This window comes from Klebsiella sp. CN_Kp066 (assembly GCF_040065135.1).
Taxonomy (GTDB): domain Bacteria; phylum Pseudomonadota; class Gammaproteobacteria; order Enterobacterales; family Enterobacteriaceae; genus Klebsiella; species Klebsiella oxytoca.
Genome location: NZ_JBEAIU010000051.1, coordinates 1 through 26,348, shown reverse-complemented (window position 1 = coordinate 26,348; position 26,348 = coordinate 1). Strand labels below are relative to the sequence as shown.

At 56.1% G+C, this 26,348-nt stretch carries 26 protein-coding genes and 1 other RNA gene; 13 read left to right on the top strand and 14 right to left on the bottom strand.

What is annotated here, in order from left to right; genetic code table 11:
- Positions 1–386 precede the first annotated feature (386 nt).
- From ubiI to ABLV75_RS19745, 4 genes are read right to left on the bottom strand one after another with little or no spacing between them, the layout of a single operon-like run.
- On the bottom strand, positions 387–1,589 hold the full coding sequence (gene ubiI / locus ABLV75_RS19760; RefSeq protein WP_032734294.1) for an FAD-dependent 2-octaprenylphenol hydroxylase: 1,203 nt from the start codon (positions 1,587–1,589) through the stop codon (positions 387–389).
- Between the two features lie 10 nt (positions 1,590–1,599).
- Positions 1,600–2,778, bottom strand: coding sequence for a 2-octaprenyl-6-methoxyphenyl hydroxylase (gene ubiH / locus ABLV75_RS19755; protein WP_004105592.1), 1,179 nt, complete (start codon positions 2,776–2,778; stop codon positions 1,600–1,602).
- Complete coding sequence (pepP, locus tag ABLV75_RS19750; RefSeq protein WP_004105594.1) at positions 2,775–4,091, bottom strand: Xaa-Pro aminopeptidase; 1,317 nt, start codon at positions 4,089–4,091, stop codon at positions 2,775–2,777. The genes ubiH and pepP overlap by 4 nt, the downstream gene beginning before the upstream one ends.
- A 28-nt stretch (positions 4,092–4,119) precedes the next feature.
- Complete coding sequence (locus ABLV75_RS19745) at positions 4,120–4,698, bottom strand: YecA family protein (protein WP_016809851.1); 579 nt, start codon at positions 4,696–4,698, stop codon at positions 4,120–4,122.
- A gap of 165 nt (positions 4,699–4,863) precedes the next feature.
- Here ABLV75_RS19745 and zapA point away from each other — a divergent pair, with 165 nt between their 5' ends.
- The 3 genes from zapA to ABLV75_RS19730 all read left to right on the top strand — a co-directional run bounded on the left by zapA (position 4,864) and on the right by ABLV75_RS19730 (position 6,115).
- The gene (zapA, locus tag ABLV75_RS19740) at positions 4,864–5,193 is read left to right on the top strand and encodes a cell division protein ZapA (protein ID WP_004105598.1); all 330 of its coding nucleotides are present in this window, start codon (positions 4,864–4,866) and stop codon (positions 5,191–5,193) included.
- A 41-nt stretch (positions 5,194–5,234) separates the two neighbouring features.
- Positions 5,235–5,418: non-coding RNA, 6S RNA (gene ssrS / locus ABLV75_RS19735), on the top strand.
- 100 nt (positions 5,419–5,518) lie between these two features.
- Positions 5,519–6,115 (top strand): 5-formyltetrahydrofolate cyclo-ligase, encoded by a 597-nt coding sequence (locus ABLV75_RS19730; RefSeq protein ID WP_004105600.1) that lies wholly within the window; start codon positions 5,519–5,521, stop codon positions 6,113–6,115.
- Between the two features lie 375 nt (positions 6,116–6,490).
- Here ABLV75_RS19730 and serA read toward each other — a convergent pair whose 3' ends face one another.
- Positions 6,491–7,723, bottom strand: a complete 1,233-nt coding sequence (gene serA / locus ABLV75_RS19725) for a phosphoglycerate dehydrogenase (RefSeq protein WP_004105602.1) — start codon at positions 7,721–7,723, stop codon at positions 6,491–6,493.
- Positions 7,724–7,992: 269 nt separating this feature from the next.
- Positions 7,993–8,652, bottom strand: a complete 660-nt coding sequence (gene rpiA / locus ABLV75_RS19720) for a ribose-5-phosphate isomerase RpiA (RefSeq protein ID WP_004105606.1) — start codon at positions 8,650–8,652, stop codon at positions 7,993–7,995.
- A 169-nt stretch (positions 8,653–8,821) separates the two neighbouring features.
- Here rpiA and argP point away from each other — a divergent pair, with 169 nt between their 5' ends.
- The 5 genes from argP to ABLV75_RS19695 all read left to right on the top strand — a co-directional run bounded on the left by argP (position 8,822) and on the right by ABLV75_RS19695 (position 15,332).
- Complete coding sequence (argP, locus tag ABLV75_RS19715) at positions 8,822–9,715, top strand: DNA-binding transcriptional regulator ArgP (protein WP_004105608.1); 894 nt, start codon at positions 8,822–8,824, stop codon at positions 9,713–9,715.
- A 198-nt stretch (positions 9,716–9,913) separates the two neighbouring features.
- Positions 9,914–12,058 (top strand): methylmalonyl-CoA mutase, encoded by a 2,145-nt coding sequence (gene scpA / locus ABLV75_RS19710; protein WP_004105609.1) that lies wholly within the window; start codon positions 9,914–9,916, stop codon positions 12,056–12,058.
- Positions 12,051–13,046: a methylmalonyl Co-A mutase-associated GTPase MeaB gene (gene meaB / locus ABLV75_RS19705; protein ID WP_004105611.1), complete on the top strand. Its 996-nt coding sequence runs from the start codon at positions 12,051–12,053 to the stop codon at positions 13,044–13,046. Before scpA ends, meaB begins: the two co-directional genes overlap by 8 nt.
- Before the next feature lie 10 nt (positions 13,047–13,056).
- Complete coding sequence (gene scpB / locus ABLV75_RS19700; protein ID WP_004105613.1) at positions 13,057–13,842, top strand: methylmalonyl-CoA decarboxylase; 786 nt, start codon at positions 13,057–13,059, stop codon at positions 13,840–13,842.
- A 23-nt stretch (positions 13,843–13,865) separates the two neighbouring features.
- Positions 13,866–15,332, top strand: a complete 1,467-nt coding sequence (locus tag ABLV75_RS19695) for an acetyl-CoA hydrolase/transferase family protein (protein ID WP_004105615.1) — start codon at positions 13,866–13,868, stop codon at positions 15,330–15,332.
- Here ABLV75_RS19695 and ABLV75_RS19690 read toward each other — a convergent pair.
- The 7 genes from ABLV75_RS19690 to epd all read right to left on the bottom strand — a co-directional run bounded on the left by ABLV75_RS19690 (position 15,329) and on the right by epd (position 22,434).
- Positions 15,329–16,225: a LysR family transcriptional regulator gene (locus ABLV75_RS19690; RefSeq protein WP_004105617.1), complete on the bottom strand. Its 897-nt coding sequence runs from the start codon at positions 16,223–16,225 to the stop codon at positions 15,329–15,331. The two genes, ABLV75_RS19695 and ABLV75_RS19690, sit on opposite strands and share 4 nt — an antisense overlap.
- Positions 16,226–16,345: 120 nt before the next feature.
- Positions 16,346–17,101, bottom strand: coding sequence for an oxidative stress defense protein (locus tag ABLV75_RS19685; protein ID WP_004105619.1), 756 nt, complete (start codon positions 17,099–17,101; stop codon positions 16,346–16,348).
- 90 nt (positions 17,102–17,191) lie between these two features.
- On the bottom strand, positions 17,192–17,827 hold the full coding sequence (argO, locus tag ABLV75_RS19680) for an arginine exporter ArgO (RefSeq protein WP_016809856.1): 636 nt from the start codon (positions 17,825–17,827) through the stop codon (positions 17,192–17,194).
- A gap of 148 nt (positions 17,828–17,975) precedes the next feature.
- Positions 17,976–18,833, bottom strand: a complete 858-nt coding sequence (locus ABLV75_RS19675; protein ID WP_004105624.1) for a small-conductance mechanosensitive channel MscS — start codon at positions 18,831–18,833, stop codon at positions 17,976–17,978.
- A gap of 189 nt (positions 18,834–19,022) precedes the next feature.
- Positions 19,023–20,102: a class II fructose-bisphosphate aldolase gene (fbaA, locus tag ABLV75_RS19670; protein WP_004105626.1), complete on the bottom strand. Its 1,080-nt coding sequence runs from the start codon at positions 20,100–20,102 to the stop codon at positions 19,023–19,025.
- A gap of 97 nt (positions 20,103–20,199) precedes the next feature.
- On the bottom strand, positions 20,200–21,363 hold the full coding sequence (pgk, locus tag ABLV75_RS19665) for a phosphoglycerate kinase (RefSeq protein WP_004105627.1): 1,164 nt from the start codon (positions 21,361–21,363) through the stop codon (positions 20,200–20,202).
- A gap of 51 nt (positions 21,364–21,414) precedes the next feature.
- Complete coding sequence (epd, locus tag ABLV75_RS19660) at positions 21,415–22,434, bottom strand: erythrose-4-phosphate dehydrogenase (RefSeq protein ID WP_004105629.1); 1,020 nt, start codon at positions 22,432–22,434, stop codon at positions 21,415–21,417.
- Between the two features lie 377 nt (positions 22,435–22,811).
- Here epd and ABLV75_RS19655 point away from each other — a divergent pair, with 377 nt between their 5' ends.
- The 5 genes from ABLV75_RS19655 to ABLV75_RS19635 are packed head-to-tail and all read left to right on the top strand — an operon-like array spanning position 22,812 to position 25,861.
- Positions 22,812–23,237: a PPC domain-containing DNA-binding protein gene (locus tag ABLV75_RS19655; RefSeq protein WP_004105632.1), complete on the top strand. Its 426-nt coding sequence runs from the start codon at positions 22,812–22,814 to the stop codon at positions 23,235–23,237.
- A gap of 22 nt (positions 23,238–23,259) precedes the next feature.
- Positions 23,260–23,838: an ECF transporter S component gene (locus tag ABLV75_RS19650; RefSeq protein ID WP_004105634.1), complete on the top strand. Its 579-nt coding sequence runs from the start codon at positions 23,260–23,262 to the stop codon at positions 23,836–23,838.
- The gene (locus tag ABLV75_RS19645) at positions 23,839–24,546 is read left to right on the top strand and encodes an energy-coupling factor transporter transmembrane component T (RefSeq protein WP_004105636.1); all 708 of its coding nucleotides are present in this window, start codon (positions 23,839–23,841) and stop codon (positions 24,544–24,546) included.
- Positions 24,534–25,211 carry an energy-coupling factor ABC transporter ATP-binding protein gene (locus tag ABLV75_RS19640; RefSeq protein ID WP_047720691.1) on the top strand — a complete coding sequence of 226 codons (678 nt, stop codon included), beginning with the start codon at positions 24,534–24,536 and terminating at the stop codon, positions 25,209–25,211. Before ABLV75_RS19645 ends, ABLV75_RS19640 begins: the two co-directional genes overlap by 13 nt.
- Positions 25,205–25,861 (top strand): ATP-binding cassette domain-containing protein, encoded by a 657-nt coding sequence (locus ABLV75_RS19635; protein WP_004105638.1) that lies wholly within the window; start codon positions 25,205–25,207, stop codon positions 25,859–25,861. The genes ABLV75_RS19640 and ABLV75_RS19635 overlap by 7 nt, the downstream gene beginning before the upstream one ends.
- Before the next feature lie 211 nt (positions 25,862–26,072).
- Here ABLV75_RS19635 and ABLV75_RS19630 read toward each other — a convergent pair.
- Positions 26,073–26,348: transketolase C-terminal domain-containing protein (locus tag ABLV75_RS19630; RefSeq protein WP_348855115.1), on the bottom strand; the 276-nt coding region annotated here is incomplete at its 5' end.

Below are 26,348 nucleotides of genomic sequence, written 5' to 3'. Positions count from 1 at the left end.
ATTTTTGCCAAAATTGCGCCACGAAACGCGCCGCCAGCATCGCAAACGGATGCCGACGCAAACGTTCTCTTTGGCCTGAACTTACCACCGATATCCGCACTAAACCATAAGCCCGGCCAGGACATCACATTAGCTTATGACCAAAAGCACCCGAAGAGGCTACAGAATTTTTACCTACAAAAAAGCGATTAAGCCCGCACAAAAACAAACAACAGCGTTAAAAAAGCAGAGCATGATGATATTTTCTGCGAAAAGATGAGCCTAATTTCTATAACAAAAAAAAGGTGACATTAATAAAACTAATGCGAAAAAAGAGGTGAAATTAGATTATTTCAAATGAGAGGGAAAACCCGGCGCGCAGGCCGGGAAAGAGAAGTGTGACGTACTTAACGTAACCAGGCCGGGAGATCGTTTAGCCCCATTGCTTGTCGAATAAGCTGCGGCTTCACGCCAGGGAGAGTATCCGCCAGCTTGAGTCCAATATCGCGCAGCAGCTTTTTCGCCGGATGGCTGCCGGAGAACATGTCGCGGAAGCCCTGCATCCCCGCGAGCATCACCGCAGCGCTGTGCTTGCGGCTGCGCTCATAGCGACGCAGATAGAGATGCTGGCCGATGTCCTTGCCCTGCGCATGCAGGCGCTTCAGCTCATCAATCAGTTCGGCGGCATCCATAAAGCCAAGATTAACGCCCTGCCCCGCCAGCGGATGAATGGTATGGGCGGCATCGCCAACCAGCGCCAGACGGTGGGCGGCAAACTGCCGCGCGTAGCGGCCGGTGAGCGGAAAAACCTGACGTTCGCTCTCTACGGAACACAAACCCAGACGGTTATCGAAGGCAATATTCAGCGCCTGATTAAAAGCGGCCTCGTCTGCCTGCCGCATTCGTTCCGCCTCTTCAGGAGACAACGACCAGACAATAGAACAGAGATGAGGATCGCTTAACGGCAGGAACGCCAGAATACCATCGTCGTGAAATACCTGACGCGCCACCGCTTCGTGCGGCTCTTCGGTGCGAATAGTGGCAACCAGCGCATGATGTTGATAATCCCAAAAGGTCAGCGGGATATCGGCTTTATTACGCAACCACGAATTGGCGCCATCGGCGCCAACCACCAGCCGGGCGGTTAACATGCTGCCGTCCTGCAGGCTAAGAAAGGCCTCATTCTCGCCCCACGCGACCTGCTGCAGCTGCGCCGGGGCCAGTAGCGTGACGTCAGTACAGCGCTGCGCTTTTTGCCACAGAGCATGATGCACCACGGCGTTTTCAATAATATGCCCAAGGTGGCTAAAGCCCATGCTCTGGTCATCAAAGCTGATACGGCCAAAACTGTCTTTGTCCCACACTTCCATACCGTGGTAGCAGCTGGCGCGCCGGGCGACTATGTCCTCCCAGACGCCCAGTTTATTCAGCAGCTTCTCGCTGGCGGCATTAATTGCCGACACCCGCAGCGCCGGCGGCGCATCCGCGCTTAACGGCTGCGGCGCGGCCTGCTCCAGCACGGCGACGCGCAGTCCACTGCCCTGCAAACCACAGGCAACCGCCAGCCCCACCATTCCACCGCCAACAATAGCGACATCAACACTTTGCACGTTTCACTCCTTAACGGGGGCCCCAACCGAGGGTACGCTGCGCCAGCGCATCGCGCGCCGGGGTAAATAATTCCATCGCCATCAGGCCTGCGTTGCGCCCCGCCACCAGCGGCGCCCAGCGATTAGCGAACAGATGCACCAGCCCATCGGTCACACCGACGGTGGCGGCTTTATCTGCGGCGCGGCGGGCCTGATAGCGACTCAGTAGCGAATAGCCACCCGGATCCTCTCCTTCGGCATGCGTCTGCGCCAGCATTTCCGCCAGGCTCATCACGTCGCGCAGGCCAAGGTTAAAACCCTGTCCGGCAATAGGATGCAGCGTTTGCGCCGCATTGCCGACCAGCGCCAGACGATGGGCAATGGTGCGGGTAGCTCGGGTGAGCGAGAGCGGATACGCGCTGCGCTTGCCTGCCTGGACGATCCGGCCAAGACGCCAGCCGAATGCCTGCTGAAGTTCATGACAGAAGCGTTCGTCCGACCAGCTCAGGACCTCTTCTTGCCGCGACTGCGGATGACACCACACCAGGGAGCAGCGGCCCTGCGACATGGGCAGCATCGCCAGCGGACCGTGTTGGGTAAAACGCTCGAAGGCGCGCCCGTTGTGCGGCACAGCGGTACTGACGTTGGCAATAATCGCCAGCTGTTCATAGGGCTCTTGCTGCCAGCTGATACCGCAGCGGGCCCCGAGCGTTGAGCGCGAGCCATCGGCCGCGACCAGCAGTTTACCGCTGAGCGTTTCGCCGTTGTCCAGAACCAGGCTTACGCTCTCTTCGCGGCGGCTAACATTTTCCACTTTTGCCGGACAGTGTAGCGTCACGCCCGGCGCTTTACGCAGCTGGGCAAACAAGCGTTGGCCGACGTCGTGCAGCTCAACCACCTGACCCAGCGCCGCCAGCCCATAGTCCTTAGCCTCGAGCGTCACAAACCCCGCGTGACCGCGATCGCTGACGTGAACGCGCTGAATAGCCGTGGCGCGGTCGGCAATTTCCTGCCAGATATCAACGCGAGCCAGCTGCTGACAGGTGCCGGCAGCAAGTGCGATTGCCCGGGCGTCAAAGCCCGGATGCCGGGCAGATTCCGGCGCTGTTGCTTCAATCAGGTGCACCGGCAGCTTACCGCCGGTCAGACGAGATATTGCCAGCGCCAGCGTCGCGCCGGTCATTCCGCCGCCAACGATCAGTACGCTCATAGCTGGCGCGCCGCCGCCATCAGCGCCTCGATATCATCCGCTTTTTTCACTACGCCAGCGGTGAGGTTTTCATTACCGTCTTCGGTAATGACGATGTCGTCTTCAATACGAATGCCGATGCCGCGGTACTGGGCCGGGACGTCGGCATCCATCGCGATATACAGCCCCGGCTCCACGGTCAGCACCATTCCCGGTTCGAGAATACGCGAGCGGTCGACGTCATAGTTGCCGACATCATGTACGTCGAGCCCCAGCCAGTGGCTCAGGCCATGCATAAAGAAAGGACGATGAGCGTTATTAGCAATTAGCTCATCAATTTCACCTTTCAGGATCCCCAAACGCACCAGGCCGGTAATCATGATCCGCACTACCTGCTGATTAACCTCGTTAATGGAGGTGCCGGGGCGATAAAGCTTCAGCGAGGTTTCCAGAGACTCAAGAACGATATCGTAAATCTCGCGCTGCGCCGGGCTAAACTTGCCGTTTACCGGGAAGGTTCGGGTGATATCGCCCGCATAGCCGCGATATTCGCAACCAGCGTCAATCAGCACCAGATCGCCATCGCGCAGTTCGCTTTCGTTTTCGGTGTAGTGCAGGATGCAGCCATTTTCGCCGCTGCCCACGATGGTGTTGTAAGAGGGATAGCGCGCGCCGTGACGGTTGAACTCGTGGAGGATCTCGCCTTCAAGATGATATTCAAACATCCCCGGACGGCATTTTTCCATGGCGCGGGTATGCGCAAGGGCGGAGATCTCGCCTGCGCGGCGCATCACCTCCAGCTCTTCCGCCGACTTAAACAGGCGCATCTCATGCACCATCGGCCGCCAGTCAATGACCGAGTTTGGCGCCTGCAGATTCTGCCGCACGCCTTTGCGCAGTTTTTCCAGCGCGTTGAACACGATTTCGTCGGCGTAGGCATATTCGCCCTGCGCAAAATAGATAGCATCGAGGCCGTTAAGGAGCTGGAACAGCTGCTGATTGATTTCACTAAATGCCAGCGCGCGATCGACGCCCAGCTTCTCAGGCGCGGCATCCTGCCCAAGGCGTCGGCCAAACCAGATTTCAGCAGTCAGATCGCGCACGCGGTTAAACAACACGCTGTGGTTATGCGTCTCATCGCTTTTAATCAATACCAGCAGCGCTTCAGGCTCATTAAAGCCGGTGAAGTACCAAAAATCGCTGCTCTGGCGGTAGGGATATTCCGAATCTGCGCTGCGTACCGCTTCCGGCGCGGCAAAAATTAACGCGGCGCTGCCTGGCTGCATCTGCGCCAGTAGAGCCTGGCGACGAGAGAGAAATTCCTGCTGAGTCATGACGCCCCCTGAACGATTTAATGATTAATTAGTGTAGCGTCGGTTTTTGCACTTCCGGCGCAGTGGGTTTCTGGAGAGAGAAAGTGTCGTGACACAGCAACGCGGCAACGCGTACGTATTCGATAATCTCTTCCAGAGACATTTCGAGCTCTTCCTGATCCTCGTCTTCGTCATACCCGAGCTGAGCAATATTGCGCAGATCGTCGATGGCTTCACCCGTTTCGTCTTTGACTTTATCCAACTTGGGCTGCGTTACGCCCAGCCCAAGCAGAAAATGGTTCACCCAACCCGCCAGCGCATCGGCGCGATCGAACACGCTCACCTCATCGCCATCCGGGAGGTAGAGCTGGAATAGGAAGCCGTCGTCCTCCAGCGAATCACTGGTGGCGGAATGCATGTTACGCAGCGACTGCGCCAGCTCATGCCCAAAAGCCAGGCCTTCGTTGGTCAGGTCGTGCACCAACGGCTGCCAGCTGCTGTCTTTATTGCCGCCGCACAGGATCCCGCTGATCAGACCGTGCATTTCGGCAGGGGTTAATCCTACCCCTTGTTGGTTCAGTAACTGGTCTACAGCGTTGTAACCAGGCATTTCGTTCTGTATAGACATGCGCATTCGTCATCGTTGGGAGGAATATTCATGATATGCTACCACTTTGGACCCTGGTGAACCAGAATAGGGCTTGTATCTTAGAACCAGGGTAGCTATAGTGTCGCCCCTTCGCAGACCCTCCCAGGGCGTGAAGGCCGCGCAGTCAATCAGCAGGAAGGTGGCATGTCTGCACAACCCGTAGATCTCCAAATTTTTGGCCGTTCACTGCGAGTGAATTGCCCGCCTGAACAAAGGGATGCCCTGAACCAGGCAGCTGACGACCTGAATCAGCGGTTGCAAGATTTAAAAGAACGCACTAGAGTCACAAATACTGAGCAGCTGGTCTTCATCGCCGCGTTGAACATCAGCTATGAGTTGACTCAGGAAAAAGCGAAAACCCGCGACTACGCCGCCAGCATGGAACAGCGTATTCGGATGCTTCAGCAGACCATCGAGCAAGCATTGCTTGAGCAAGGTCGCATAAGCGAAAGACCCGGGCAGAAGTTTGAATAACACTTTGCATTTAACTGTGTTAGAGTAATCGCAAGAACAAAATTTCTCTGAGATGTTTGCAAGCGGGCCAGTCCCCTGAGCCGATATTTCATACCACAAGAATGTGGCGCTCCACGGTTGGTGAGCATGCTCGGTCCGTCCGAGAAGCCTTAAAACTGTGACGACACATTCACCTTGAACCAAGGGTTCAAGGGTTACAGCCTGCGGCGGCATCTCGGAGATTCCCTTCCTTTCGTTTTATCCCCCATAAGTTAATTTTCGGCTTTTACCGTCGTGTATTAGACTACGCCTGTTTGTATCGTTTGCTCACCGATGAGACTCAGGTATGACCCTATTGCCAGATGCCCCCTATACCAGACAGCAAATTCGCCAGCAGATCCGCCAGCGCCGACGCGCGTTAACGCCGGAGCAGCAAACGCAGTTCGCCCTCCAGGCGGCGGACAGAATGATGGCTTATCCGCCGGTTCTGCTCGCGCAGACGGTCGCGGTATTTCTTTCGTTTGATGGCGAGCTGGATACGCTGCCGCTTATTGACCAGCTCTGGCGGGCAGGCAAACGGGTTTATCTCCCCGTGCTTCATCCGTTCAGCCCCGGCAATCTTCTGTTTCTGCACTACCACCCAAGCAGCGAGCTGATGGTGAATCGTCTGAAAATCCGCGAACCGAAACTCGACGTGCGCGATGTCCTCCCGCTTAGCCAGCTGGATGTGCTGGTAACGCCGCTGGTAGCATTTGATGCCGCCGGACAGCGCCTGGGTATGGGCGGCGGATTTTACGACCGGACGCTGCAAAACTGGCGGCAGCATCGCCTGCAGCCGGTCGGCTACGCGCATGATTGCCAGCAGGTCGACGCGCTGCCAACGGAGCAGTGGGATATCCCGCTGCCAGCGGTCATCACGCCGTCAAAAACCTGGCTCTGGTAAAACGTCCGAACAATTGACATTGCTGTTTTTTTCACCTAAATTCCTGGGTAAAGGGTGAGGGAGGCGAACCTCCCTCCTGCATTCTCTCTGTTAATATGCTGGCCAGGCGATGATTAACAGGATAAGCAGCATGATGAAGAGTCTCATCATCGTCCCTTTCCTTTTAGAGCCCCTGCCTCGGTAGGGGCTTTCCCGTTTCAGCCCCACGCTGAGTCTTTATCGTAAATACCTTTCTTTCAGGCACAACGACATCCGACGGTTTTAATCGCCGTTTGCGGCAAGACTCGCAAGCTTTGGGTGGCGACGGGAAATTGCAGAAGGGTCTAGCAGGAGAAAAGGGGCAGGTCGATGACCTGCCCGCTGGCATAAAAGGAGTTAGAACAGCAGACGGGCGCGGATGGTACCAGGAATAGCCTTCATCGCCTGCAGCGCAGCCTGCGCCACATCTTCTTCGGCTTCAATATCAATGACCACGTAGCCCATTTGCGGAGTGGTCTGCAGATACTGCGCCGCAATGTTAATGCCCTGCGCGGCGAAAATCTGGTTAATCGCGGTCAGAACGCCCGGACGGTTTTCATGGATATGCAGCAGACGGCGCCCGCCGTGCAGCGGCAGCGACACTTCCGGGAAGTTCACCGCCGAGAGCGTAGAACCGTTATCGGAGTATTTCGCCAGCTTGCCCGCCACTTCCAGACCGATGTTTTCCTGCGCTTCCTGAGTTGAGCCGCCAATATGCGGGGTCAGGATAACGTTGTCGAACTCACACAGCGGAGAGTTGAACGGATCGCTGTTGGTCGCCGGTTCGGTCGGGAACACGTCGATCGCCGCGCCCGCCAGGTGCTTGCTCGCCAGCGCATCGCACAGCGCCGGAATATCTACCACGGTACCGCGTGAGGCGTTGATCAGCAGCGCACCCGGTTTCATCAGCGCCAGCTCTTCCGCGCCAATCATATTCTTCGTTGAGGCATTTTCCGGCACGTGCAGGCTTACCACATCGCTCATGTTCAACAGATCGGAGAGATGCTGTACCTGAGTCGCGTTACCCAACGGCAGTTTGCTTTCAATATCGTAGAAATAGACGTGCATCCCCAACGATTCGGCAAGAATGCCCAGCTGCGTACCGATGTGACCATAGCCGATAATACCCAGCTTTTTGCCGCGTGCTTCAAAGCTGCCAACCGCCAGCTTGTTCCATACGCCGCGGTGCGCTTTGGCGTTTGCCGCCGGCACGCCGCGTAGCATGAGCAGCAGCTCGCCGATCACCAGCTCCGCAACGGAACGGGTATTAGAGAACGGGGCGTTAAATACCGGAATACCGCGTTTTGCCGCCGCATTTAAGTCAACCTGATTAGTACCGATACAGAAGCAGCCAACCGCAACCAGTTTTTCCGCCGCCGCGAAGATCTCTTCAGTCAGATGAGTACGGGAACGCAGGCCGATGAAATGGGCATCACGAATGGACGCTTTCAGCTCTTCGCTGTCCAGCGCGCCTTTGTGAAATTCGATATTGGTGTAGCCTGCTGCGCGGAGGCTGTCCACCGCTTTTTGATGCACACCTTCAACCAGCAGAAATTTAATTTTGTCTTTTTCCAGTGATACCTTAGCCATTTCCCCGTCCTGTTTTTGTCTTAACTGATGTCGTGCGGAACGAAAGTTCTTCTCAGCAACATATCAAAAAAAACTATTGCGGCAATATGAACGTTTGCGTCGACAACCGGAAGAAATATCAATCAGAGGGAAATTGCAGGACAAAACACCAGAAAGTAAAAGAAAGGTAGGTTGTTACTAAGACAAGGCGCATAAATGTGACAGAAGTCACCAAAATAGGCCTGGAGAAAAAATATTTGCGAGGGAGCCATTCGCTCCCTCGGATTGGTCTATTTAGTGATAGTTTTTACACCATCAGCGGTGCCAATCAGCGCGACGTCTGCGCCACGATTGGCGAACAGGCCGACGGTCACGACGCCCGGGATACCGTTAATGGTATTTTCCAGCGCAATAGCGTCCAGGATTTCCAGACCATACACATCGAGGATCACGTTGCCGTTATCGGTCACGACGCCCTGGCGGTACTCCGGACGGCCGCCCAGCTTAACCAGCTGACGCGCCACGGCGCTGCGCGCCATCGGGATCACTTCCACCGGCAGCGGGAATTTACCCAGGATGTCCACCTGCTTGGAAGCATCAGCGATACAGATAAATTTGTCAGCGACCGAAGCGATAATCTTCTCGCGCGTCAGCGCCGCGCCGCCGCCTTTAATCATTTGCATATGGCCGTTGATTTCATCAGCGCCGTCGACATAGATGCCAAGACGGTCAACGCTGTTAAGATCAAAAACCGTAATACCGAGGCTTTTCAGTTTTTCAGTAGAGGCATCAGAGCTGGAAACCGCGCCTTCAATCTGTCCTTTCATGGTGCCCAGCGCATCAATAAAATGCGCCGCCGTGGAGCCCGTGCCGACCCCAACGATGGTGCCCGGTTGTACATACTGCAATGCCGCCCAGCCTACTGCTTTTTTCAGTTCATCTTGCGTCATGATTATGGTCCGAGATGTGAATTCCTGTGGCGCATTATAGAACATCAGGGGGGTCATTGTCCCTGCGACGGCGATCACACAACGCAGTCGCCATTTTTTCATCTTCATCAAAAACAAATTTATGTCATAGTGCGAGTTAACGAAAAGTATTAGGGGGCACGCCAGAGCAATGAAACGACCGGACTACAGAACACTACAGGCGCTGGACGCGGTAATCAGGGAACGAGGGTTTGAGCGCGCCGCGCAGAAGCTTTGTATTACGCAGTCCGCCGTCTCTCAGCGCATCAAACAGCTGGAAAACATGTTTGGACAACCGCTGCTGGTACGCACCGTACCGCCGCGTCCCACCGAACAGGGGCAAAAGCTGCTGGCCCTGCTGCGCCAGGTTGAACTGCTGGAAGAGGAGTGGCTGGGCGATGAACAAACCGGCTCAACGCCGCTGCTGCTGTCGCTGGCGGTCAACGCCGACAGTCTCGCCACCTGGCTGTTGCCCGCGCTCTCCAGCGTGCTTTCCGACTCCCCTATTCGCCTGAACCTACAGGTGGAGGACGAGACCCGAACCCAGGAACGCCTGCGCCGCGGTGAAGTCGTCGGCGCGGTCAGTATCCAGCCGCAGGCGCTGCCAAGCTGCCTGGTCGATCAGCTCGGCGCCCTCGACTATCTGTTCGTCGCCTCAAAAGAGTTTGCCCAGCGCTATTTCCCCAATGGGGTGACCCGCTCGGCGCTGCTCAAAGCGCCGGTGGTGGCATTCGATCATCTCGATGATATGCACCAGGCCTTTTTACAGCAGAACTTCGATTTGCCGCCGGGCAGCGTTCCCTGCCATATCGTGAACTCTTCGGAAGCCTTTGTGCAGCTAGCCCGCCAGGGGACAACCTGCTGTATGATTCCGCATCTGCAAATTGAGCGAGAGCTGAACAGCGGCGAACTTATTAATCTCACGCCGGGCCTGTTCCAGCGCCGGATGCTCTACTGGCACCGTTTTGCGCCGGAAAGCCGTATGATGCGCCGGGTGACCGATGCGCTGATCGATTATGGCCATAAAGTGTTGAGACAAGATTAAGCCTCCCAGGCAGGTCGGCGCCGTCCGGCCTGCATGACCCACCTTCTTCTATTCATATCTTTGAAATTCATCACAAAATAGAACATTTCATGCGGCAAAAAACGACGCGCTGATGGCTATTTTTTGCTGGCGACAGAGCGGCTTAAAAGGCTCACCGTATTTGCAATACCCTATTTTATTGCGCATACGGAGCACAAAATGTCAGAGTTACGAGAGTGGCAAACGCTCGCCAACAAGGAGCTTAGCCGGCGGGGAAAAATCGTCGATGCTCTGGTAAAACAGACGGCAGAAGGGATTGCCGTTAAACCGCTGTATACCGAAGCCGATATTGATAATCTGGAAGTGACCGGCACCCTGCCCGGCCTGCCGCCTTACGTCCGCGGCCCCCGCGCCACCATGTATACCGCCCAGCCGTGGACCATCCGCCAGTACGCTGGTTTCTCAACCGCGAAAGAGTCCAACGCCTTCTATCGCCGCAACCTCGCTGCCGGGCAGAAAGGGCTTTCCGTCGCCTTCGATCTCGCGACCCATCGGGGCTATGACTCCGACAATCCTCGCGTGGCGGGCGACGTGGGGAAAGCGGGGGTAGCGATCGATACCGTCGAAGATATGAAGATTCTGTTCGATCGCATCCCGCTGGATGAAATGTCCGTGTCGATGACCATGAACGGCGCGGTGCTGCCGGTAATGGCGTTTTATATCGTCGCGGCGGAAGAGCAAGGCGTTGCGCCGGAACGGCTCACCGGCACGATCCAGAACGATATTCTGAAAGAGTATCTGTGCCGGAATACCTATATTTACCCGCCGAAGCCCTCAATGCGCATTATTGCCGACATCATCGCCTGGTGTTCGGGCAATATGCCGCGCTTTAATACCATCAGCATCAGCGGCTATCACATGGGCGAAGCCGGAGCCAACTGCGTGCAGCAGGTGGCCTTTACCCTGGCCGACGGCATCGAATACATTAAGGCCGCGCTCTCCGCCGGCCTGAAAATCGATGACTTCGCCCCGCGCCTGTCGTTCTTCTTCGGCATCGGCATGGATCTGTTTATGAACGTCGCGATGCTGCGCGCCGCTCGCTATCTGTGGAGCGAAGCGGTGAGCGGCTTCGGCGCCACCAATCCAAAATCGTTAGCCCTGCGCACCCACTGCCAGACTTCCGGCTGGAGCCTCACCGAGCAGGATCCGTATAACAACGTGATCCGCACCACCATCGAAGCGCTCGGCGCCACGCTCGGCGGCACCCAGTCGCTGCATACTAACGCCTTTGATGAGGCGCTCGGCCTGCCCACCGACTTTTCCGCACGTATCGCGCGTAATACGCAGATCATCATTCAGGAGGAGTCGGAGATCTGCCGCACCGTGGATCCGCTGGGGGGATCGTATTACGTCGAGTCGCTGACCGATCAAATCGTTAAGCAGGCGCGAGCCATTATGCAGCAGATCGACGAAGCGGGAGGGATGGCGAAGGCGATCGAAGCCGGACTGCCGAAACGGATGATCGAAGAGGCCTCCGCCCGCGAGCAATCGCTGATCGACCAGGGCAAGCGCGTCATCGTCGGCGTCAATAAGTACAAGCTGGAAAAAGAAGATGAAACGGCAGTGCTGGAGATCGACAACGTCAAGGTACGCAACGAGCAGATCGCCTCGCTGAAAAAAATACGGGCCAGTCGGGACGATGTGACGGTAAAAGCCGCGCTGAACGCCCTCACCCACGCCGCGCAGCATAATGAAAATCTGTTGGCCGCCGCCATCAACGCCGCCCGCGTGCGCGCTACGCTGGGTGAAATCTCCGACGCACTGGAGGTGGCCTTTGACCGCTATCTGGTGCCCAGCCAGTGCGTCACCGGCGTGATTGCGCAAAGCTACCATCAGTCAGATAAAGCCGCCTGCGAGTTTGACGCCATTGTTGCGCAAACCGAAAAATTCCTCGCGGAACGCGGCCGTCGCCCGCGCATTCTGATCGCCAAAATGGGTCAGGACGGTCACGATCGCGGCGCCAAAGTGATCGCCAGCGCCTATTCCGATCTTGGCTTCGATGTTGACCTGAGCCCGATGTTTTCAACCCCGGAGGAGATCGCCCGCCTCGCCGTGGAGAACGACGTACACGTGGTTGGCGCCTCATCGCTGGCGGCAGGCCACAAAACGCTGATCCCCGAGCTGGTCGATGCGTTGAAAAAATGGGGACGGGAAGATATCTGCGTCATCGCCGGCGGCGTCATTCCGCCGCAGGATTACGCGTTTCTGCAGGCGCGCGGCGTGGCCGCTATTTATGGCCCCGGCACGCCGATGCTGGAGAGCGTACGCGACGTCCTGATGAGGATTAGCCAGCATCATGATTAACTCATCCACCCTGAGCGACGCCATACGGCGATTACGTTTGGGCGAGCGGGCCACGCTCGCCCAGGCCATGACGCTGGTAGAGAGTCAGCATCCCCGCCACCAGGCGCTGAGCGCCCAGTTGCTGGATGCGATTATGCCCTTCACCGGCAACGCCCTGCGCCTCGGCGTCACCGGCACGCCGGGAGCCGGAAAGAGTACCTTTCTGGAAGCCTTCGGCATGCTGCTAATTCGCCATGGCCTGCGGGTCGCGGTGATAGCGGTCGATCCAAGCAGCCCAATCGGCGGCGGCAGCATTCTTGGCGACAAGACGCGCATGATCGAACTGGCGCGCTCGGACTCGGCATTTATCCGCCCGGTGCCCTCGAGCGGCCATCTGGGCGGCGCCAGCCTGCGCACGCGGGAGCTGATACTGCTGTGCGAAGCAGCGGGCTATGACGTGGTCATTGTCGAAACCGTCGGCGTCGGCCAGTCGGAAACGGAGGTCTCCCGCCTGGTGGACTGCTTCATCTCACTGCAGATCGCCGGCGGCGGTGACGATCTGCAGGGCATTAAAAAAGGGATCATGGAGATGGCGGATATCGTGGTTATCAATAAAGATGATGGCGAGAACCGCGCCAGCGTGGCTATCACCCGCCATATGTATGAATCCGCCCTGCATATTCTGCGCCGCAAGCACGCCGCGTGGCAGCCGCGCGTTTTGAGCTGTAGCGCGCTGGAGCAGCGCGGTATCGAAGCCGTCTGGCTCGCTATCCTTGACTTCAAAACCACCCTCACCGACAGCGGCGATCTTGAAAAGCTGCGCCAGCGTCAGGCGCTGGAGTGGCTGCAAAAGCAGACCGAAACCGAGGCGCTGCATCTGCTGTTTGCCCGAGCGGACTTTGATCGCTACTTCCAGCAAACGCTACAGGCGGTGAAAAACAATGGCCTCTCGCCGCGCACCGGCCTGCGGCAGATTAGCGAATTCCTCCAGAATCATTACTTTGCATAAAGGGATAGTTATGTCTTATCAATATGTTAACGTCGAAATTATCCAGAAGGTTGCGGTGATTGAGTTCAACTATAGCCGCAAGCTTAACGCCTTAAGCAAGGTGTTTATCGACGACCTGATGCAGGCGTTGAGCGACCTCAACAGGCCGGAAATTCGCTGCGTCATTTTACGCGCGCCTGGCGGATCAAAAGTTTTCTCCGCCGGCCATGACATCCACGAATTACCCGGCGGACGCCGCGATCCGCTTTCGTATGACGATCCGCTGCGCCAGATTACCCGCATGATCCAAAAATATCCGAAACCGGTGATCTCCATGGTCGAAGGGAGCGTCTGGGGCGGCGCGTTTGAGATGATCATGAGCTCCGATCTGATCATCGCCGCCAGTACGTCAACGTTCTCCATGACGCCGGTGAATCTCGGCGTGCCCTACAACCTGGTCGGCATTCACAATCTGACCCGTGACGCTGGCTTTCATATCGTGAAAGAGCTGATTTTCACCGCCCTGCCGATTACCGCCCAGCGCGCGCTGGCGGTCGGTATTCTCAATCACGTGGTGGACGCTGGCGAACTGGAAGATTTTACCTTACAGATGGCGCACCACATTGCCGAGAAAGCGCCGCTGGCGATAGCGGTCATTAAGGAAGAGCTGCGCGTGCTTGGCGAGGCGCACACCATGAATTCCGATGAGTTCGAACGTATTCAGGGAATGCGCCGCGCCGTCTACGACAGTGAGGATTATCGGGAAGGCATGAGCGCGTTTATGGAAAAGCGTAAACCTGAATTCGTCGGCCATTAATCATCCCGGTTAAGGAGTGCAAAATGAAACGGATGAGCGCCGATGAAGCGGCGGAGATTATCCAGCACGACCAGATGGTGGCGTTCAGCGGCTTCACTCCCGCCGGTTCGCCCAAAGCGCTGCCCGCGGCTATCGCTCGCCGCGCCGGTGAGTTACATCGGGCGCAGAAGCCTTTCCAGATCCGCCTGCTGACCGGCGCGTCAATTAGCGCCGCCGCCGATGATGCATTATCGGCAGCCGATGCCGTCTCGTGGCGCGCGCCGTATCAGACCGCGTCGGGCCTGCGGCAAAAAATCAATCAGGGGAAGGTGAAGTTTGTCGATCTGCACCTGAGCGAAGTGGCGCAAATGGTTAACTACGGCTTCTTTGGTGAGATTGATGTCGCGGTGATCGAAGCCTCGGCTATCGCGCCGGACGGGCGGGTCTGGCTCACCAGCGGTATCGGCAACGCGCCCACCTGGCTGCTACGGGCGAAGAAAGTGATCATCGAACTCAATCATTATCACAGCCCTCGGGTTGCCGAGCTGGCCGATATCGTGCTCCCCGGCGCCCCGCCGCGGCGCAACAGCATTGCCATCTTTCATGCGATGGATCGCGTGGGTAGTCGGTACGTGCAAATCGATCCGAAAAAAATTGTCGCGGTCGTGGAGACCGAACTGCCCGACGCCGGAAACCTGCTCGATAAAAATAATCCGGTTTGTCAGAAAATTGCCGATAACGTGGTCACCTTTCTGCTGGAAGAGATGGCTCGCGGGCGCATCCCGCCTGAATTTTTGCCGCTGCAAAGCGGCGTGGGTAATATCAATAACGCGGTCATGGCGCGGCTGGGTGAGAATCCAGATATTCCCTCTTTTATGATGTACTCCGAGGTCTTACAGGAGTCGGTAGTCCATCTACTGGAAACAGGGAAAGTCACCGGCGTCAGCGCCTCCAGCCTGACAATATCCGCCGATTCGTTGCGCAAGATTTACGCCAATATGGATTTCTTCGCCAGCCGCATTGTCCTGCGCCCGCAGGAGATCTCCAATCATCCGGAAATTATCCGCCGTCTGGGGGTTATCGCCCTCAACGTGGGGCTGGAGTTTGATATCTACGGACACGCCAATTCCACGCACGTAGCCGGGGTGAATCTGATGAACGGCATCGGCGGTAGCGGCGATTTTGAACGCAACGCCTGGCTCTCTATCTTTATGGCGCCGTCCATCGCCAAAGACGGGAAGATCTCCACTATCGTGCCGATGTGCAGCCATGTCGATCACAGCGAGCACAGCGTGAAGGCGATCGTTACCGAGCAGGGTATCGCCGATCTGCGCGGGCTGTCGCCGCTGCAGCGCGCCCGCGCTATCATTGATAACTGCGCGCATCCGCTCTACCGGGACTATTTACATCGCTATCTGCAGAGCGCTCCCGGCGGGCATATTCACCACGACCTCACCCACGCCTTCGACCTGCATCGTAATCTGCTTGAGCACGGTTCAATGCTCGGTTAGCCCTCCGTACCGTCGCGATCTTCAGTTATGTGCTGAAGCATCGTGGCGGTATAGCGATGGTTTTTCAGCGAATAGAGATACTCCTGCATATACATGGCGCTACCGGGCGCGTCGAAGTACTTCAGCTTCGCCGGATTTACCAGACGCCAGGCGAAGTAAGGAATAACCGTTAAAAACTGCCCCCGCTCTACGGCGCTAATTTTCGCCATAAAGCTATAGGGGCGATAGATAACCGTCGGGTTGATTCCGCAGGGGCGCATATAGGCGTCCAGCATCGCCTCAAAATTGGCCCGATTCTGGAAACGCATCTGCAGCCAGGGCAGTTCACGTAACAGATCCTGCGGCGGCTTATCTTCATAACGGCGAGAAACAAGAAACCCCAGACGCAGCGGCGCCAGTTCGCTGATGGTCAGATTTTCCAGCTCCTGCACGCGGGGCGAAACATGCTGCGGCGAAATAATAAAATCCAGCTGACGGTCGAAAAGATTATCAATCACGCCATTCTCGCTGAACTCCACGGCCTGGGTGGTCACGCCATCGTATTTATCGCCCAGGCTGATGAGCTGGTCGAAAATTATCGTCGGATAGGTGTTGTCGATGCCGATAACAACGTTGCGCGAGCGGCGCGCGGAATAGTGTATTTCGTTATCGATGGCCGATAGGCGCTGGTAAATAGGAAACAGCTTCTGATAGAGCTCCTGCCCCGCTTTATTGAGACTGATGCTGTTATCTTTGCGGGTAAATAACGTATAGCCGATCTGATCCTCAAGCGCAGCAATGCTTTTGCCAAAGGGCGATGCGGTCATATGGATTTTTTCCGCCGCTCTGGCGATGTTATTGGTCTGCGCCAACAGAATGAAATTGCGCATCTTTTTAGAAATAAAGATATCCATGCTCACCTCACAGGAAGACAGGGATCTATCCTTACCTCATTCAGGGAAAAGACTTGTGCTGCGCTCTCATTTTTACAGATAGTCACAGAAAAAGCCCGGCGCGAAGGCCGGGCGGGAGGATTACTGCGCTGCTTTTGGCTCTTCAGCCGGTTTCGCTGGCGACGCAGGCTGGGTCGGCTGCAGCTCAAACACCACGTCCACCTGGTCATCAAACTGAATGGTCGCCTGCTCGTAGCTTTCCTGAGCAGATACCGGCGCCGCATCGGCTTTCATCATCCGCACCATCGGGCTCGGCTGGTAGTTGGAGACATGATAGCGAACGCTATAAACCGGCCCCAGTTTGCCGTGGAATCCGCTAGCCAGCTCCTGAGCCTGATGAATCGCATCGTCAATCGCCGCTTTTCGCGCCTTATCTTTGTAAGCGTCCGGCTGCGCCACGCCCAGTGAGACCGAACGGATCTCGTTCAGACCGGCTTTTAATGCTCCATCTAACAACCCGTTGAGCTTATCCAGCTGGCGCAGCGTGACTTCAACGCTACGCACCGCGCGATAGCCCTTAAGAATGCTTTTGCCGTTCTGATAATCATAATCAGGCTGGGTACGCAGGTTGGCAGAGTTAATATCCTTCTTCGCAATGCCGCTCTTCTCCAGGAAGGAGAGATACTGAGCCACGCGTTCATCTGCCTGTTTTTTAGCGGATGCCGCATCTTTCGCGGAGACGTTAACTTCAATCGCCAGCGTGGCGATATCAGGAACCGCAGCGACGCTGGCGGTACCTGAAGTAACAATATGTGGGCCGTTTGGCAATTCATTGGCCTGAACTGCCATTGCGCTAAATCCGAGTGCCGCCGCCAGGGCCATGACTTTTAACTTCACTGTCGTTTCTCCATCTTACATTGGTCGTCTATACGCAGACGCATGCCTGCAAGCTTAGCGCTTACGCGGAGAAAGTCCATCGGACAAGGCTTAGTTAAGCAGCGCCTGCACATGAGCGAAGCCGTCTTTCGCCAGCTCCAGCGCGATGATCCACATGACCAGACCGACCAGCACGTTGATAATTCGCTGCGCTTTTGCCGTGCGCAGGCGCGGGGCCAGCCAGGCGGCCAGCAGGGCCAGACCAAAGAACCATAAGAATGAGGCGCTGATGGTGCCCAGGGCAAACCAGCGCTTTGGCTCCATCTCCAGCTGTCCGCCGAGGCTTCCGAGCACCACAAACGTATCCAGATAAACGTGAGGATTCAGCCAGGTCACCGCCAGCATGGTGACGATGATTTTCCAGCGCCCCTGCTTCATCACCTCCGCGCTGGCCAGCTCCAGATTGCTGCTAAAGGCCGTTTTCAGCGCGCCAAAACCGTACCACAATAAAAAAGCGACGCCGCCCCAGGTCACCAGCGCCAGCAGCCACGGGGACTGCATCAGCAGCGCGCTGCCGCCAAAAATTCCGGCGCAGATAAGCAGCAGATCGCTGATGGCGCATAGCAAAGCAATCATCAGATGGTACTGACGACGAATACCCTGATTCATCACAAAAGCGTTTTGCGGACCGAGCGGCAAAATCATAGCCGCTCCCAGGGCAAGGCCCTGAAAGTAATACGATAACATCGAGAGGAATTTCCACTGAAAGAGTCAATGCCGGGGAATATAGCGTGCAGAAATCATTAGAGGAAATTGAAAATTTTAATCGCTAATAAGGACGACTAATACTGGGTACAAAAAAGGCCGGATATACCGGCCTGTATTAAAAGGGAAATTATTCTGCTTTTTCCTGCGGACGAATGACATGAACGTCCATCTGCGGATACGGGAAGCTGATGCCGTTGGCGTCAAAATCGCGCTTAATACGCTCCAGGACGTCCCAGTACACGCTTTGCAGATCGCTGCTCTTACTCCATACGCGCACCACGTAGTTCACAGATGAAGCGCCCAGTTCATTCAGGCGAACGGTCATTTCACGATCTTTGAGAATACGTTCATCCGATTCGATGATGTTGGTGAGCAGCTGCTTCACTTTGTCGATGTCCGCATCGTAGGCCACGCCGATAATAAACTCGTTGCGACGTACCGGCTCGCGAGAGAAGTTGATGATATTCCCGGCAATGATTTTACCGTTCGGTACCACCACAATTTTGCCATCTGCGCTGCGCAGGGTCGTGGAGAAAATCTGCACGTTCAGCACGGTACCCGCGATACCGCCAAGGTCAACGTATTCACCAGCGCGGAATGGGCGGAAAACGACCAGCAGGACCCCAGCGGCAAGGTTAGACAGCGACCCCTGCAGCGCCAGACCGACGGCTAAGCCCGCGGCGCCAAGTACCGCGATAACCGAAGCGGTTTGCACACCCACGCGGCCGAGGGCGGCGATCAGCGTGAAAGCAATGACGGCGTAGCGTACCAGCGCAGAAAGAAAATCGGCAACGGTGGCATCAATATGTCGAGCCCGCATCAGGCGATTGACGGTGTTGGAAACAATCCGCGCCACGATCAGACCAACAATAATAATCGCGATGGCCGCGACAATGTTGACGGCATAGCTCAGCAGTAATGCCTGATTGCGCACCAGCCATGAACCGGCGTTATTTATGCTATCGACAACGTTCAAATCTTCCATTCAACTTTCCTTATGGATACCCGGACGGGAAATAAAATAACCAAACCTGATAATTGCAAACAGGTTAAGGGTAAACAAAAAGAGTCCGTTTTGCCAAATTGATCACATTTATTTAGCAACATTTCATGTCGTTGAGATAATAAAAAAGCCCGCATTTCTGCGGGCTTCCGGGTAAGAAACGAAACTTTCTTACAGAACGTCGATCGCGTTCAGCTCTTTAAATGCCTGCTCCAGACGAGTCACCATGGACGTCTGTGCAGCGCGCAGCCATACGCGCGGATCGTAGTATTTTTTGTTCGGCTGGTCTTCGCCTTTCGGGTTGCCCAGCTGACCCTGCAGGTAAGCTTCGTTAGCTTTGTAGTACTGCAGGATACCGTCCCAGGTTGCCCATTGGGTATCGGTATCGATGTTCATTTTGATCACGCCGTAGCTTACGGAGTCTTTGATTTCCTGAGCGGAAGAACCGGAACCGCCGTGGAAGACGAAGTTCAGGCTGTTGTGCGGCAGGTTATGTTTCTTAGAAACGTATTCCTGAGAGTCGCGCAGGATAGTCGGGGTCAGCACCACGTTGCCCGGCTTGTAAACGCCGTGTACGTTACCGAAGGAAGCGGCGATGGTGAAACGCGGGCTGATTTTGCTCAGCTCAGTGTAGGCGTAATCAACGTCTTCCGGCTGGGTATACAGAGCGGAAGCGTCCATGTGGCTGTTGTCCACGCCGTCTTCTTCGCCGCCGGTGCAGCCCAGTTCGATTTCCAGAGTCATGTCCATTTTGGCCATACGCGCCAGGTACTTAGAACAGATCTCGATGTTTTCGTGCAGGGACTCTTCAGACAGGTCAATCATGTGAGAAGAGAACAGCGGTTTACCGGTCGCGGCGAAGTGTTTTTCACCCGCGTCCAGCAGACCGTCGATCCACGGCAGCAGTTTCTTAGCGCAGTGGTCAGTGTGCAGGATAACCGGAACACCGTAGTGTTCAGCCATCTGATGAACGTGATGCGCGCCAGAGATAGCGCCCAGGATGGCTGCGCCCTGAGGAACGTCAGTTTTCACGCCTTTGCCCGCGATGAACGCTGCGCCGCCGTTAGAGAACTGAACGATAACCGGAGAACGAACTTTTGCAGCTGCTTCCAGAACGGCGTTGATGGAATCAGTACCCACGCAGTTTACCGCTGGCAGAGCAAAGTTGTTTTCTTTAGCTACCTGGAACACTTTCTGAACGTCGTCGCCAGTGATGACGCCCGGTTTTACGAAATCAAAAATTTTAGACATGTTACGTAGTCCTGTATCTGTATCTTCGACCGTTGAAGAAGGTTCGCGAGCTTTTACGCGCGCTGAAAAACAGGCGGGTCTCCCCGCCTGAACTGAATTACTGCTTAGCGCGCTCTTCGAGCATGGCTACTGCCGGCAGAACTTTACCTTCCACGAATTCGAGGAATGCGCCGCCGCCGGTGGAGATGTAGGAGATTTTGTCAGCAATGCCGAACAGGTCGATTGCTGCCAGGGTGTCGCCGCCGCCTGCGATGGAGAACGCTTCGCTATCTGCGATGGCGTTAGCCACGATTTCAGTCCCTTTGCGGAAGTTCGGGAATTCGAACACGCCGACCGGGCCGTTCCACAGGATGGTTTTGGCATTTTTCAGGATTTCAGCCAGTTTCTCTGCGGAAGCATCGCCCAGGTCCAGAATCTGTTCGTCATCTTTAATGTCGTTAACAGATTTCAGGGTAGCGGTTGCGGTTTCAGAGAACTCGGTCGCTACGCGAACGTCAGTCGGAACCGGGATATCGCAGGTCGTCAGGAGGCGTTTAGCTTCGTCAACCAGATCGGCTTCGTACAGGGATTTACCCACGTTGTGGCCCTGAGCGGCAACGAAGGTGTTGGCGATGCCGCCGCCGACGATCAGCTGGTCAGCGATTTTAGACAGGGAGTCCAGAACGGTCAGTTTAGTAGAAACTTTAGAACCACCGACGATAGCCACCATCGGACGAGCCGGTTCTTTCAGCGCTTTACCCAGGGCGTCCAGCTCAGCGGCCAGCAGCGGACCTGCACAAGCGACGTCAGCGAATTTGCCGATACCGTGAGTAGAAGCCTGCGCGCGGTGAGCGGTACCGAACGCATCCATAACGAAGACATCGCACAGCGCAGCGTATTTTTTCGACAGCGCTTCGTCATCTTTTTTCTCGCCTTTGTTAAAGCGAACGTTTTCCAGAACCACCAGCTCGCCGGCAGCGACTTCAACGCCGTCCAGGTAATCTTTAACCAGACGTACCGGGTTAGACAGTTTGTCTTTCAGGTAGTTAACAACCGGCAGCAGAGAGAATTCTTCGTTGTACTCGCCTTCGGTAGGACGACCCAGGTGGGAAGTGACCATCACTTTCGCACCCTGTTTCAGGGCCAGTTCGATGGTCGGCAGAGAAGCACGGATACGCGCATCGCTGGTTACTTTCCCTTCTTTAACCGGTACGTTCAGATCCGCACGGATAAAAACGCGTTTACCAGCCAGATCCAGATCGGTCATCTTAATTACAGACATGGTGAATCCTCTCGTTGATTCTTGATAAAGTTTTGCAGGCGCCTGAGCGCCTTACCTGAAACCTTGTGCGGCCATCGCTAACGTGGTGTCGAGCATCCGGTTAGCAAAGCCCCATTCGTTATCGCACCAGACCAGCGTTTTGATCAAATGCGCGCCACTTACCCGCGTTTGCGTGCCATCGACGATGGCGCTATGCGGATCGTGGTTGAAATCTATCGAGACTAACGGCAATTCCGTATAGTCAACTATACCATGAAATGCACCCTGTGCTGCTTTTTGCAGCAACTGGTTGACTTCACTCGCTTTTACCGGTTTTTTCACCGTGACGCTAAGGTCGATCGCCGTCACATTAATCGTCGGTACACGGACTGCGATAGCTTCAAAGCGATCGTTAAACTGAGGGAAAATACGCGTGATCCCCGCAGCAAGCTTAGTATCAACCGGGATGATCGACTGACTGGCCGCTCGCGTCCGGCGCAAATCCGGATGGTAAGCATCGATAACCTGCTGATCGTGCATCGCGGAGTGAATCGTGGTTACCGTTCCTGACTCTATGCCGTAGGCATCATCTAACAGCTTAATGACCGGAATAATGCAGTTGGTGGTGCAGGAGGCGTTGGAGACGATACGGTGCTCAGCGCGCAGCTCATCATGGTTGACGCCAAACACGATCGTCGCGTCGAGATCGTTGCCGCCAGGATGTGAAAAGAGCACTTTCTTCGCGCCGGCCTGAAGATGGGCTTCGCCATGCTCGCGGCTGCCATAAGCGCCGGTGCAGTCAAGCACCACATCAACCGCCAGTTCCCGCCAGGGCAACGCCTCAAGGGAAGATTCATGCAGCAGACGGATGGCGTCATCGCCGACAAACAGCTGCTCTCTCTCCTGGCGCACATCCCAGGCAAAGCGTCCATGGCTGGTGTCATATTTCAATAAATGCGCGATGCCGGCAGCATCCGCCAGTTCATTGATTGCCACCACGGTGATTTCCGCACGACGTCCGGATTCATACAAAGCACGAACCACGTTACGCCCGATGCGACCGAAGCCATTAATCGCAATGCGTATGGTCATAGGTCTCCTGCAAGGCTATCCATGATATGAGGTGGCTGACAGAGTAATGCAGCGACGCTCTAAGGGGAACCTTACCTGTCGCAAACTGCGACTGATTGATTAATTGTCGAACATTTAGACGACTGAAACGCTTCAGCTAGAATAAGCCAAACGAGGAATAAAAGGAATGATTGTCCAGCTGGAGAAACCATTTATCTGACTTACATCACACTTTTACCCCTTCTGGGGCGGCATTTATTCCATATTCCAGAATTACGAATAAGCGTAGCAAGATCTTTTCGTTGTCGTGCCGCAATTACTGATTTATATCAGAAACCATACTGAACAGCGGCGATATTATTGCCGCTACGTCCGAGTCTCGGAGTCCCTCGAAAAAGATGACCATTCCCCACTTGCAGCCCTCTGCGGCACGTTACTATGCGCTTCGCTTACTTCCGGGCGAGGAGGTTTTTTCACGCCTGCGCGCCTTCCTGCAACTGCACCATATTCAGGCAGCCTGGATCGCCGGCTGTACCGGTAGCTTAAGCAATGCGGCACTACGTTTTGCCGGCCAGGATGAGACCACCTTACTGAACGGAACCTACGAGGTTATCTCGCTGAATGGCACGCTGGAATTGAAAGGAGAACATCTTCATTTAGCGATATCCGATCCGCAAGGCGCGATGCTCGGCGGCCATATGATGCCCGGCTGTACCGTCCGCACCACCCTTGAGCTGGTGATAGGCGAACTGACCTCCCTGGCATTTAGCCGTCAGCCTTGCGCGCTTTCCGGCTATGACGAACTGGTCATCTCATCCCGATAACTTTTCCCTTAAAGAGGTTTCTATGGCTCGTCGCCAATTTACCAGCCAGTCCCTGGTGCTGATTGCGATCGCCGTCGCCATCAACATGATCGGCGGACAGCTCATCAGTATGTTAAAACTTCCCATTTTTCTCGATTCAATCGGCACCTTAATCAGCGCGGTTCTACTCGGACCGGTCATTGGCATGTTGACCGGTTTACTGACCAATCTTCTGTGGGGTCTGCTGACCGATCCGATTGCCGCCGCCTTCGCGCCAGTGGCTATGGTGATTGGCCTGGTTGCCGGATGGCTGGCGAGAGCGGGATGGTTCCGCACTTTACCTAAGGTGATCGTTAGCGGGATTGTCATTACCCTCGCCGTGACCGTGGTTGCCGTGCCGCTGCGGACGGCGCTGTTTGGCGGCGTGACGGGAAGCGGTGCGGATCTGTTCGTCGCCTGGATGCATTCGGTAGGTCAGAATCTGCTGGAGTCGGTGGCGATTACAGTCTTAGGCGCCAATCTGGTGGATAAAATTCTTACCGCGATTATCGTCTGGACCCTGTTGCGCCAGCTGCCGCTGCGTACGTTGCGCCATTTTCCTGCTATGTCCGCCGTACGCTAAATGCACCCTTTTACCTCCTTAACGCTTTGGGCGCTGGCGGCAGTGACCACGCTGCTGCTACCGACGGATACGGTGCTGCCGGTGTATAGCACCGCGGCGTTTCTTAGTTTAGTGCTGCTAAAAGCGACGCGACGGCGGGCAAAATATGTCGCCTGGCTACTACTCTCGCTGGGCATTGGCCTGTGGCTGGTCCACGGCGGCTGGTTTACCCAGTGGCTGAGCGGCCAGCCCCGCGACCCGCAGCGCTGGGCGAACGCCATCACGCTGTGGCTGAGAATTCTGGCGATTGTTTCCACGTCACAGCTCTGGATGGAGTACGTACCGGTACAGCGCTTTATTCGCGCCCTGTTTGCCTCACGCCTGCCGCCGGGCGTCGCTTATCTGTTCGCTGGCCCGCTGCTGGTTGTCGAACAGCTAAAGCGCCAGTTGACGATTATCCACGAAGCCCAACGCGCCCGCGGCGTACCGCTGGACGAGAATGGATATCAGCGGCTGCGCGCAATGCCTGCGCTCATTATCCCTCTGACCCATAACGCGCTTAACGATCTGGCGATACGCGGGGCGGCGCTGGATATGCGGGCATTTCGTTTACATCGTCGGCGCACTACGCTTTGGGCGCCGAAAGACAGCACCTTACAACGTCTGGCGCGTTGCGGCATGCTGCTGGCGATGGTCGCTGAAGCGGGAGCCTGGCTATGGTTACGTTAGAACAGTTCCGTTATCACCCGACCCGGGCAACGGGTCCTTCATCATGCTTTGATTTCCATTATTCGCAGCCCGGCATGGTGGCGATTTTTGGCGATAACGGCAGCGGGAAAAGCACTCTGGCGCAGATCATGGCGGGCTGGTATCCGGATTTTCTGCCCGGCGATATCGAAGGTCATGGCACTCTGCTTGGCATCCCTATTGGACAGCAACCGCTGGTCGAACGGGCGCAGACCATCCAGTTGGTCCAGCAATCCCCCTATCTCCAGCTTTCCGGTTGTACCTTCAGCGTCGAAGAAGAGGTCGCTTTTGGCCCTGAAAATCTTTGCCTTCACGAAGACGAGATTATGTGTCGTGTTGACGCGGCGCTCTCGCTGATGGAGTGCCAGGAGTTACGTCACCGCCATCCGTCCACGCTCTCCGGTGGAGAAACCCAGCGCGTGGCGATCGCCTGCGCGCTGGCTATGCAGCCAACGCTACTGATCCTTGATGAAGCCTTTAGCCGCCTGACGGCGCAAGCTACCGCCATGCTTCTGACACGTCTGCGGGACTGGGCGCTGGAGCAGCATTCACTGATCATCCTTTTTGAACGCACCCCTTCGCCTTTTCTTGCCTGGTGTCAGCAGGGATGGCGACTACATGATGGAGCGCTTTCCCCGCTATGTTGACGTTGAATCAGGTAACCTGGCGCTGGCCCGGCGCGGCGGATGATTGTTTGCAAAACATCTCCCTGACGCTCGGCCAGGGCGAATGGCTGGCGCTTACCGGCGATAACGGCGCGGGAAAATCCACCCTGCTGCGGGTAATGGCCGGGCTGCTGTCGGCAAAGTCCGGTAGCGTCAATCTGTTAAATAAGCCGATGGCGCAGTATAAAAATCGTCAGCGCGCCAAAATTATCGGCGTCCTGTTTCAGGAGGCCGAAAACCAGCTCTTCCACAGCAAAGTCTCTGAAGAGGTCGCCTATGGGCTGCGGTTACAGAAATTACCGGCAGCGGAAGTTGCGCAACGCACCGCGGCGGCGCTGCGTTTATGCAGGCTGGAGAGCGTAGCTGATGCGCATCCGCTGGATTTGCATACCGCCCAGCGCCGTATGGTCGCCGTTGCCTGTCTGGAAGCCATGGCGCCAGAGATTCTGCTGCTCGACGAACCCAGCCGCGATTTTGATCGGCACTGGCTGGCAATATTTGAAGCGTGGCTGACGGTTTGCCGCAAAAGAGGAACCAGCGTAGTGGCTATCAGCCATGACGCGGCTTTTACACAGCGGCACTTTTCCCGCCAGGTGCGCATGGAAAAAGGCAGACTGCTGCGAGTGGTTTAAAAAAAACGGGCCGCCTGAGCGACCCGTTTTATCAGGCTGTGAGAATAATCACAGCAGCGCTTCCGCTCTGGCAACCGCGTTTTCCACGGTGATACCAGATGCTTTTCCCGCTGGCGGTGCCGCGCACCGGTCCGGACTACCCGACCGCGCTGGCCCCGTAGCCCGGGCAAGGCGCGGCTTTACCGCGCCGCCCCCGGGAAGGGGGAAAGGACTACAGCAGCGCTTTCGCTTTCGCGACAACGTTGTCCACGGTGAAGCCAAACTCTTCAAACAGCTGCTCCGCCGGCGCTGACTCACCGAAGGTGGTCATGCCAACGATCGCGCCGTTCAGGCCCACGTATTTGAACCAGTAGTCGGCGATACCCGCTTCGATGGCCACGCGCGCAGAGACCGCTTTCGGCAGCACCGCTTCACGGTAAGCCGCATCCTGCTTGTCGAACGCATCGGTGGACGGCATGGAAACCACGCGCGCCTTCACGCCTTCGGC

What these genes read in the sequence shown, in the direction of transcription:
- ubiH (WP_004105592.1), bottom strand. Translation starts at nt 2,778, where the DNA reads ATGAGCGTACTGATCGTTGGCGGCGGAATGACCGGCGCGACGCTGGCG.
- pepP (WP_004105594.1), bottom strand. Translation starts at nt 4,091, where the DNA reads ATGACTCAGCAGGAATTTCTCTCTCGTCGCCAGGCTCTACTGGCGCAG.
- ABLV75_RS19745 (WP_016809851.1), bottom strand. Translation starts at nt 4,698, where the DNA reads ATGTCTATACAGAACGAAATGCCTGGTTACAACGCTGTAGACCAGTTA.
- zapA (WP_004105598.1), top strand. Translation starts at nt 4,864, where the DNA reads ATGTCTGCACAACCCGTAGATCTCCAAATTTTTGGCCGTTCACTGCGA.
- ABLV75_RS19730 (WP_004105600.1), top strand. Translation starts at nt 5,519, where the DNA reads ATGACCCTATTGCCAGATGCCCCCTATACCAGACAGCAAATTCGCCAG.
- serA (WP_004105602.1), bottom strand. Translation starts at nt 7,723, where the DNA reads ATGGCTAAGGTATCACTGGAAAAAGACAAAATTAAATTTCTGCTGGTT.
- rpiA (WP_004105606.1), bottom strand. Translation starts at nt 8,652, where the DNA reads ATGACGCAAGATGAACTGAAAAAAGCAGTAGGCTGGGCGGCATTGCAG.
- argP (WP_004105608.1), top strand. Translation starts at nt 8,822, where the DNA reads ATGAAACGACCGGACTACAGAACACTACAGGCGCTGGACGCGGTAATC.
- scpA (WP_004105609.1), top strand. Translation starts at nt 9,914, where the DNA reads ATGTCAGAGTTACGAGAGTGGCAAACGCTCGCCAACAAGGAGCTTAGC.
- meaB (WP_004105611.1), top strand. Translation starts at nt 12,051, where the DNA reads ATGATTAACTCATCCACCCTGAGCGACGCCATACGGCGATTACGTTTG.
- scpB (WP_004105613.1), top strand. Translation starts at nt 13,057, where the DNA reads ATGTCTTATCAATATGTTAACGTCGAAATTATCCAGAAGGTTGCGGTG.
- ABLV75_RS19695 (WP_004105615.1), top strand. Translation starts at nt 13,866, where the DNA reads ATGAAACGGATGAGCGCCGATGAAGCGGCGGAGATTATCCAGCACGAC.
- ABLV75_RS19690 (WP_004105617.1), bottom strand. Translation starts at nt 16,225, where the DNA reads ATGGATATCTTTATTTCTAAAAAGATGCGCAATTTCATTCTGTTGGCG.
- argO (WP_016809856.1), bottom strand. Translation starts at nt 17,827, where the DNA reads ATGTTATCGTATTACTTTCAGGGCCTTGCCCTGGGAGCGGCTATGATT.
- ABLV75_RS19675 (WP_004105624.1), bottom strand. Translation starts at nt 18,833, where the DNA reads ATGGAAGATTTGAACGTTGTCGATAGCATAAATAACGCCGGTTCATGG.
- fbaA (WP_004105626.1), bottom strand. Translation starts at nt 20,102, where the DNA reads ATGTCTAAAATTTTTGATTTCGTAAAACCGGGCGTCATCACTGGCGAC.
- pgk (WP_004105627.1), bottom strand. Translation starts at nt 21,363, where the DNA reads ATGTCTGTAATTAAGATGACCGATCTGGATCTGGCTGGTAAACGCGTT.
- epd (WP_004105629.1), bottom strand. Translation starts at nt 22,434, where the DNA reads ATGACCATACGCATTGCGATTAATGGCTTCGGTCGCATCGGGCGTAAC.
- ABLV75_RS19655 (WP_004105632.1), top strand. Translation starts at nt 22,812, where the DNA reads ATGACCATTCCCCACTTGCAGCCCTCTGCGGCACGTTACTATGCGCTT.
- ABLV75_RS19650 (WP_004105634.1), top strand. Translation starts at nt 23,260, where the DNA reads ATGGCTCGTCGCCAATTTACCAGCCAGTCCCTGGTGCTGATTGCGATC.
- ABLV75_RS19645 (WP_004105636.1), top strand. Translation starts at nt 23,839, where the DNA reads ATGCACCCTTTTACCTCCTTAACGCTTTGGGCGCTGGCGGCAGTGACC.
- ABLV75_RS19640 (WP_047720691.1), top strand. Translation starts at nt 24,534, where the DNA reads ATGGTTACGTTAGAACAGTTCCGTTATCACCCGACCCGGGCAACGGGT.
- ABLV75_RS19635 (WP_004105638.1), top strand. Translation starts at nt 25,205, where the DNA reads ATGTTGACGTTGAATCAGGTAACCTGGCGCTGGCCCGGCGCGGCGGAT.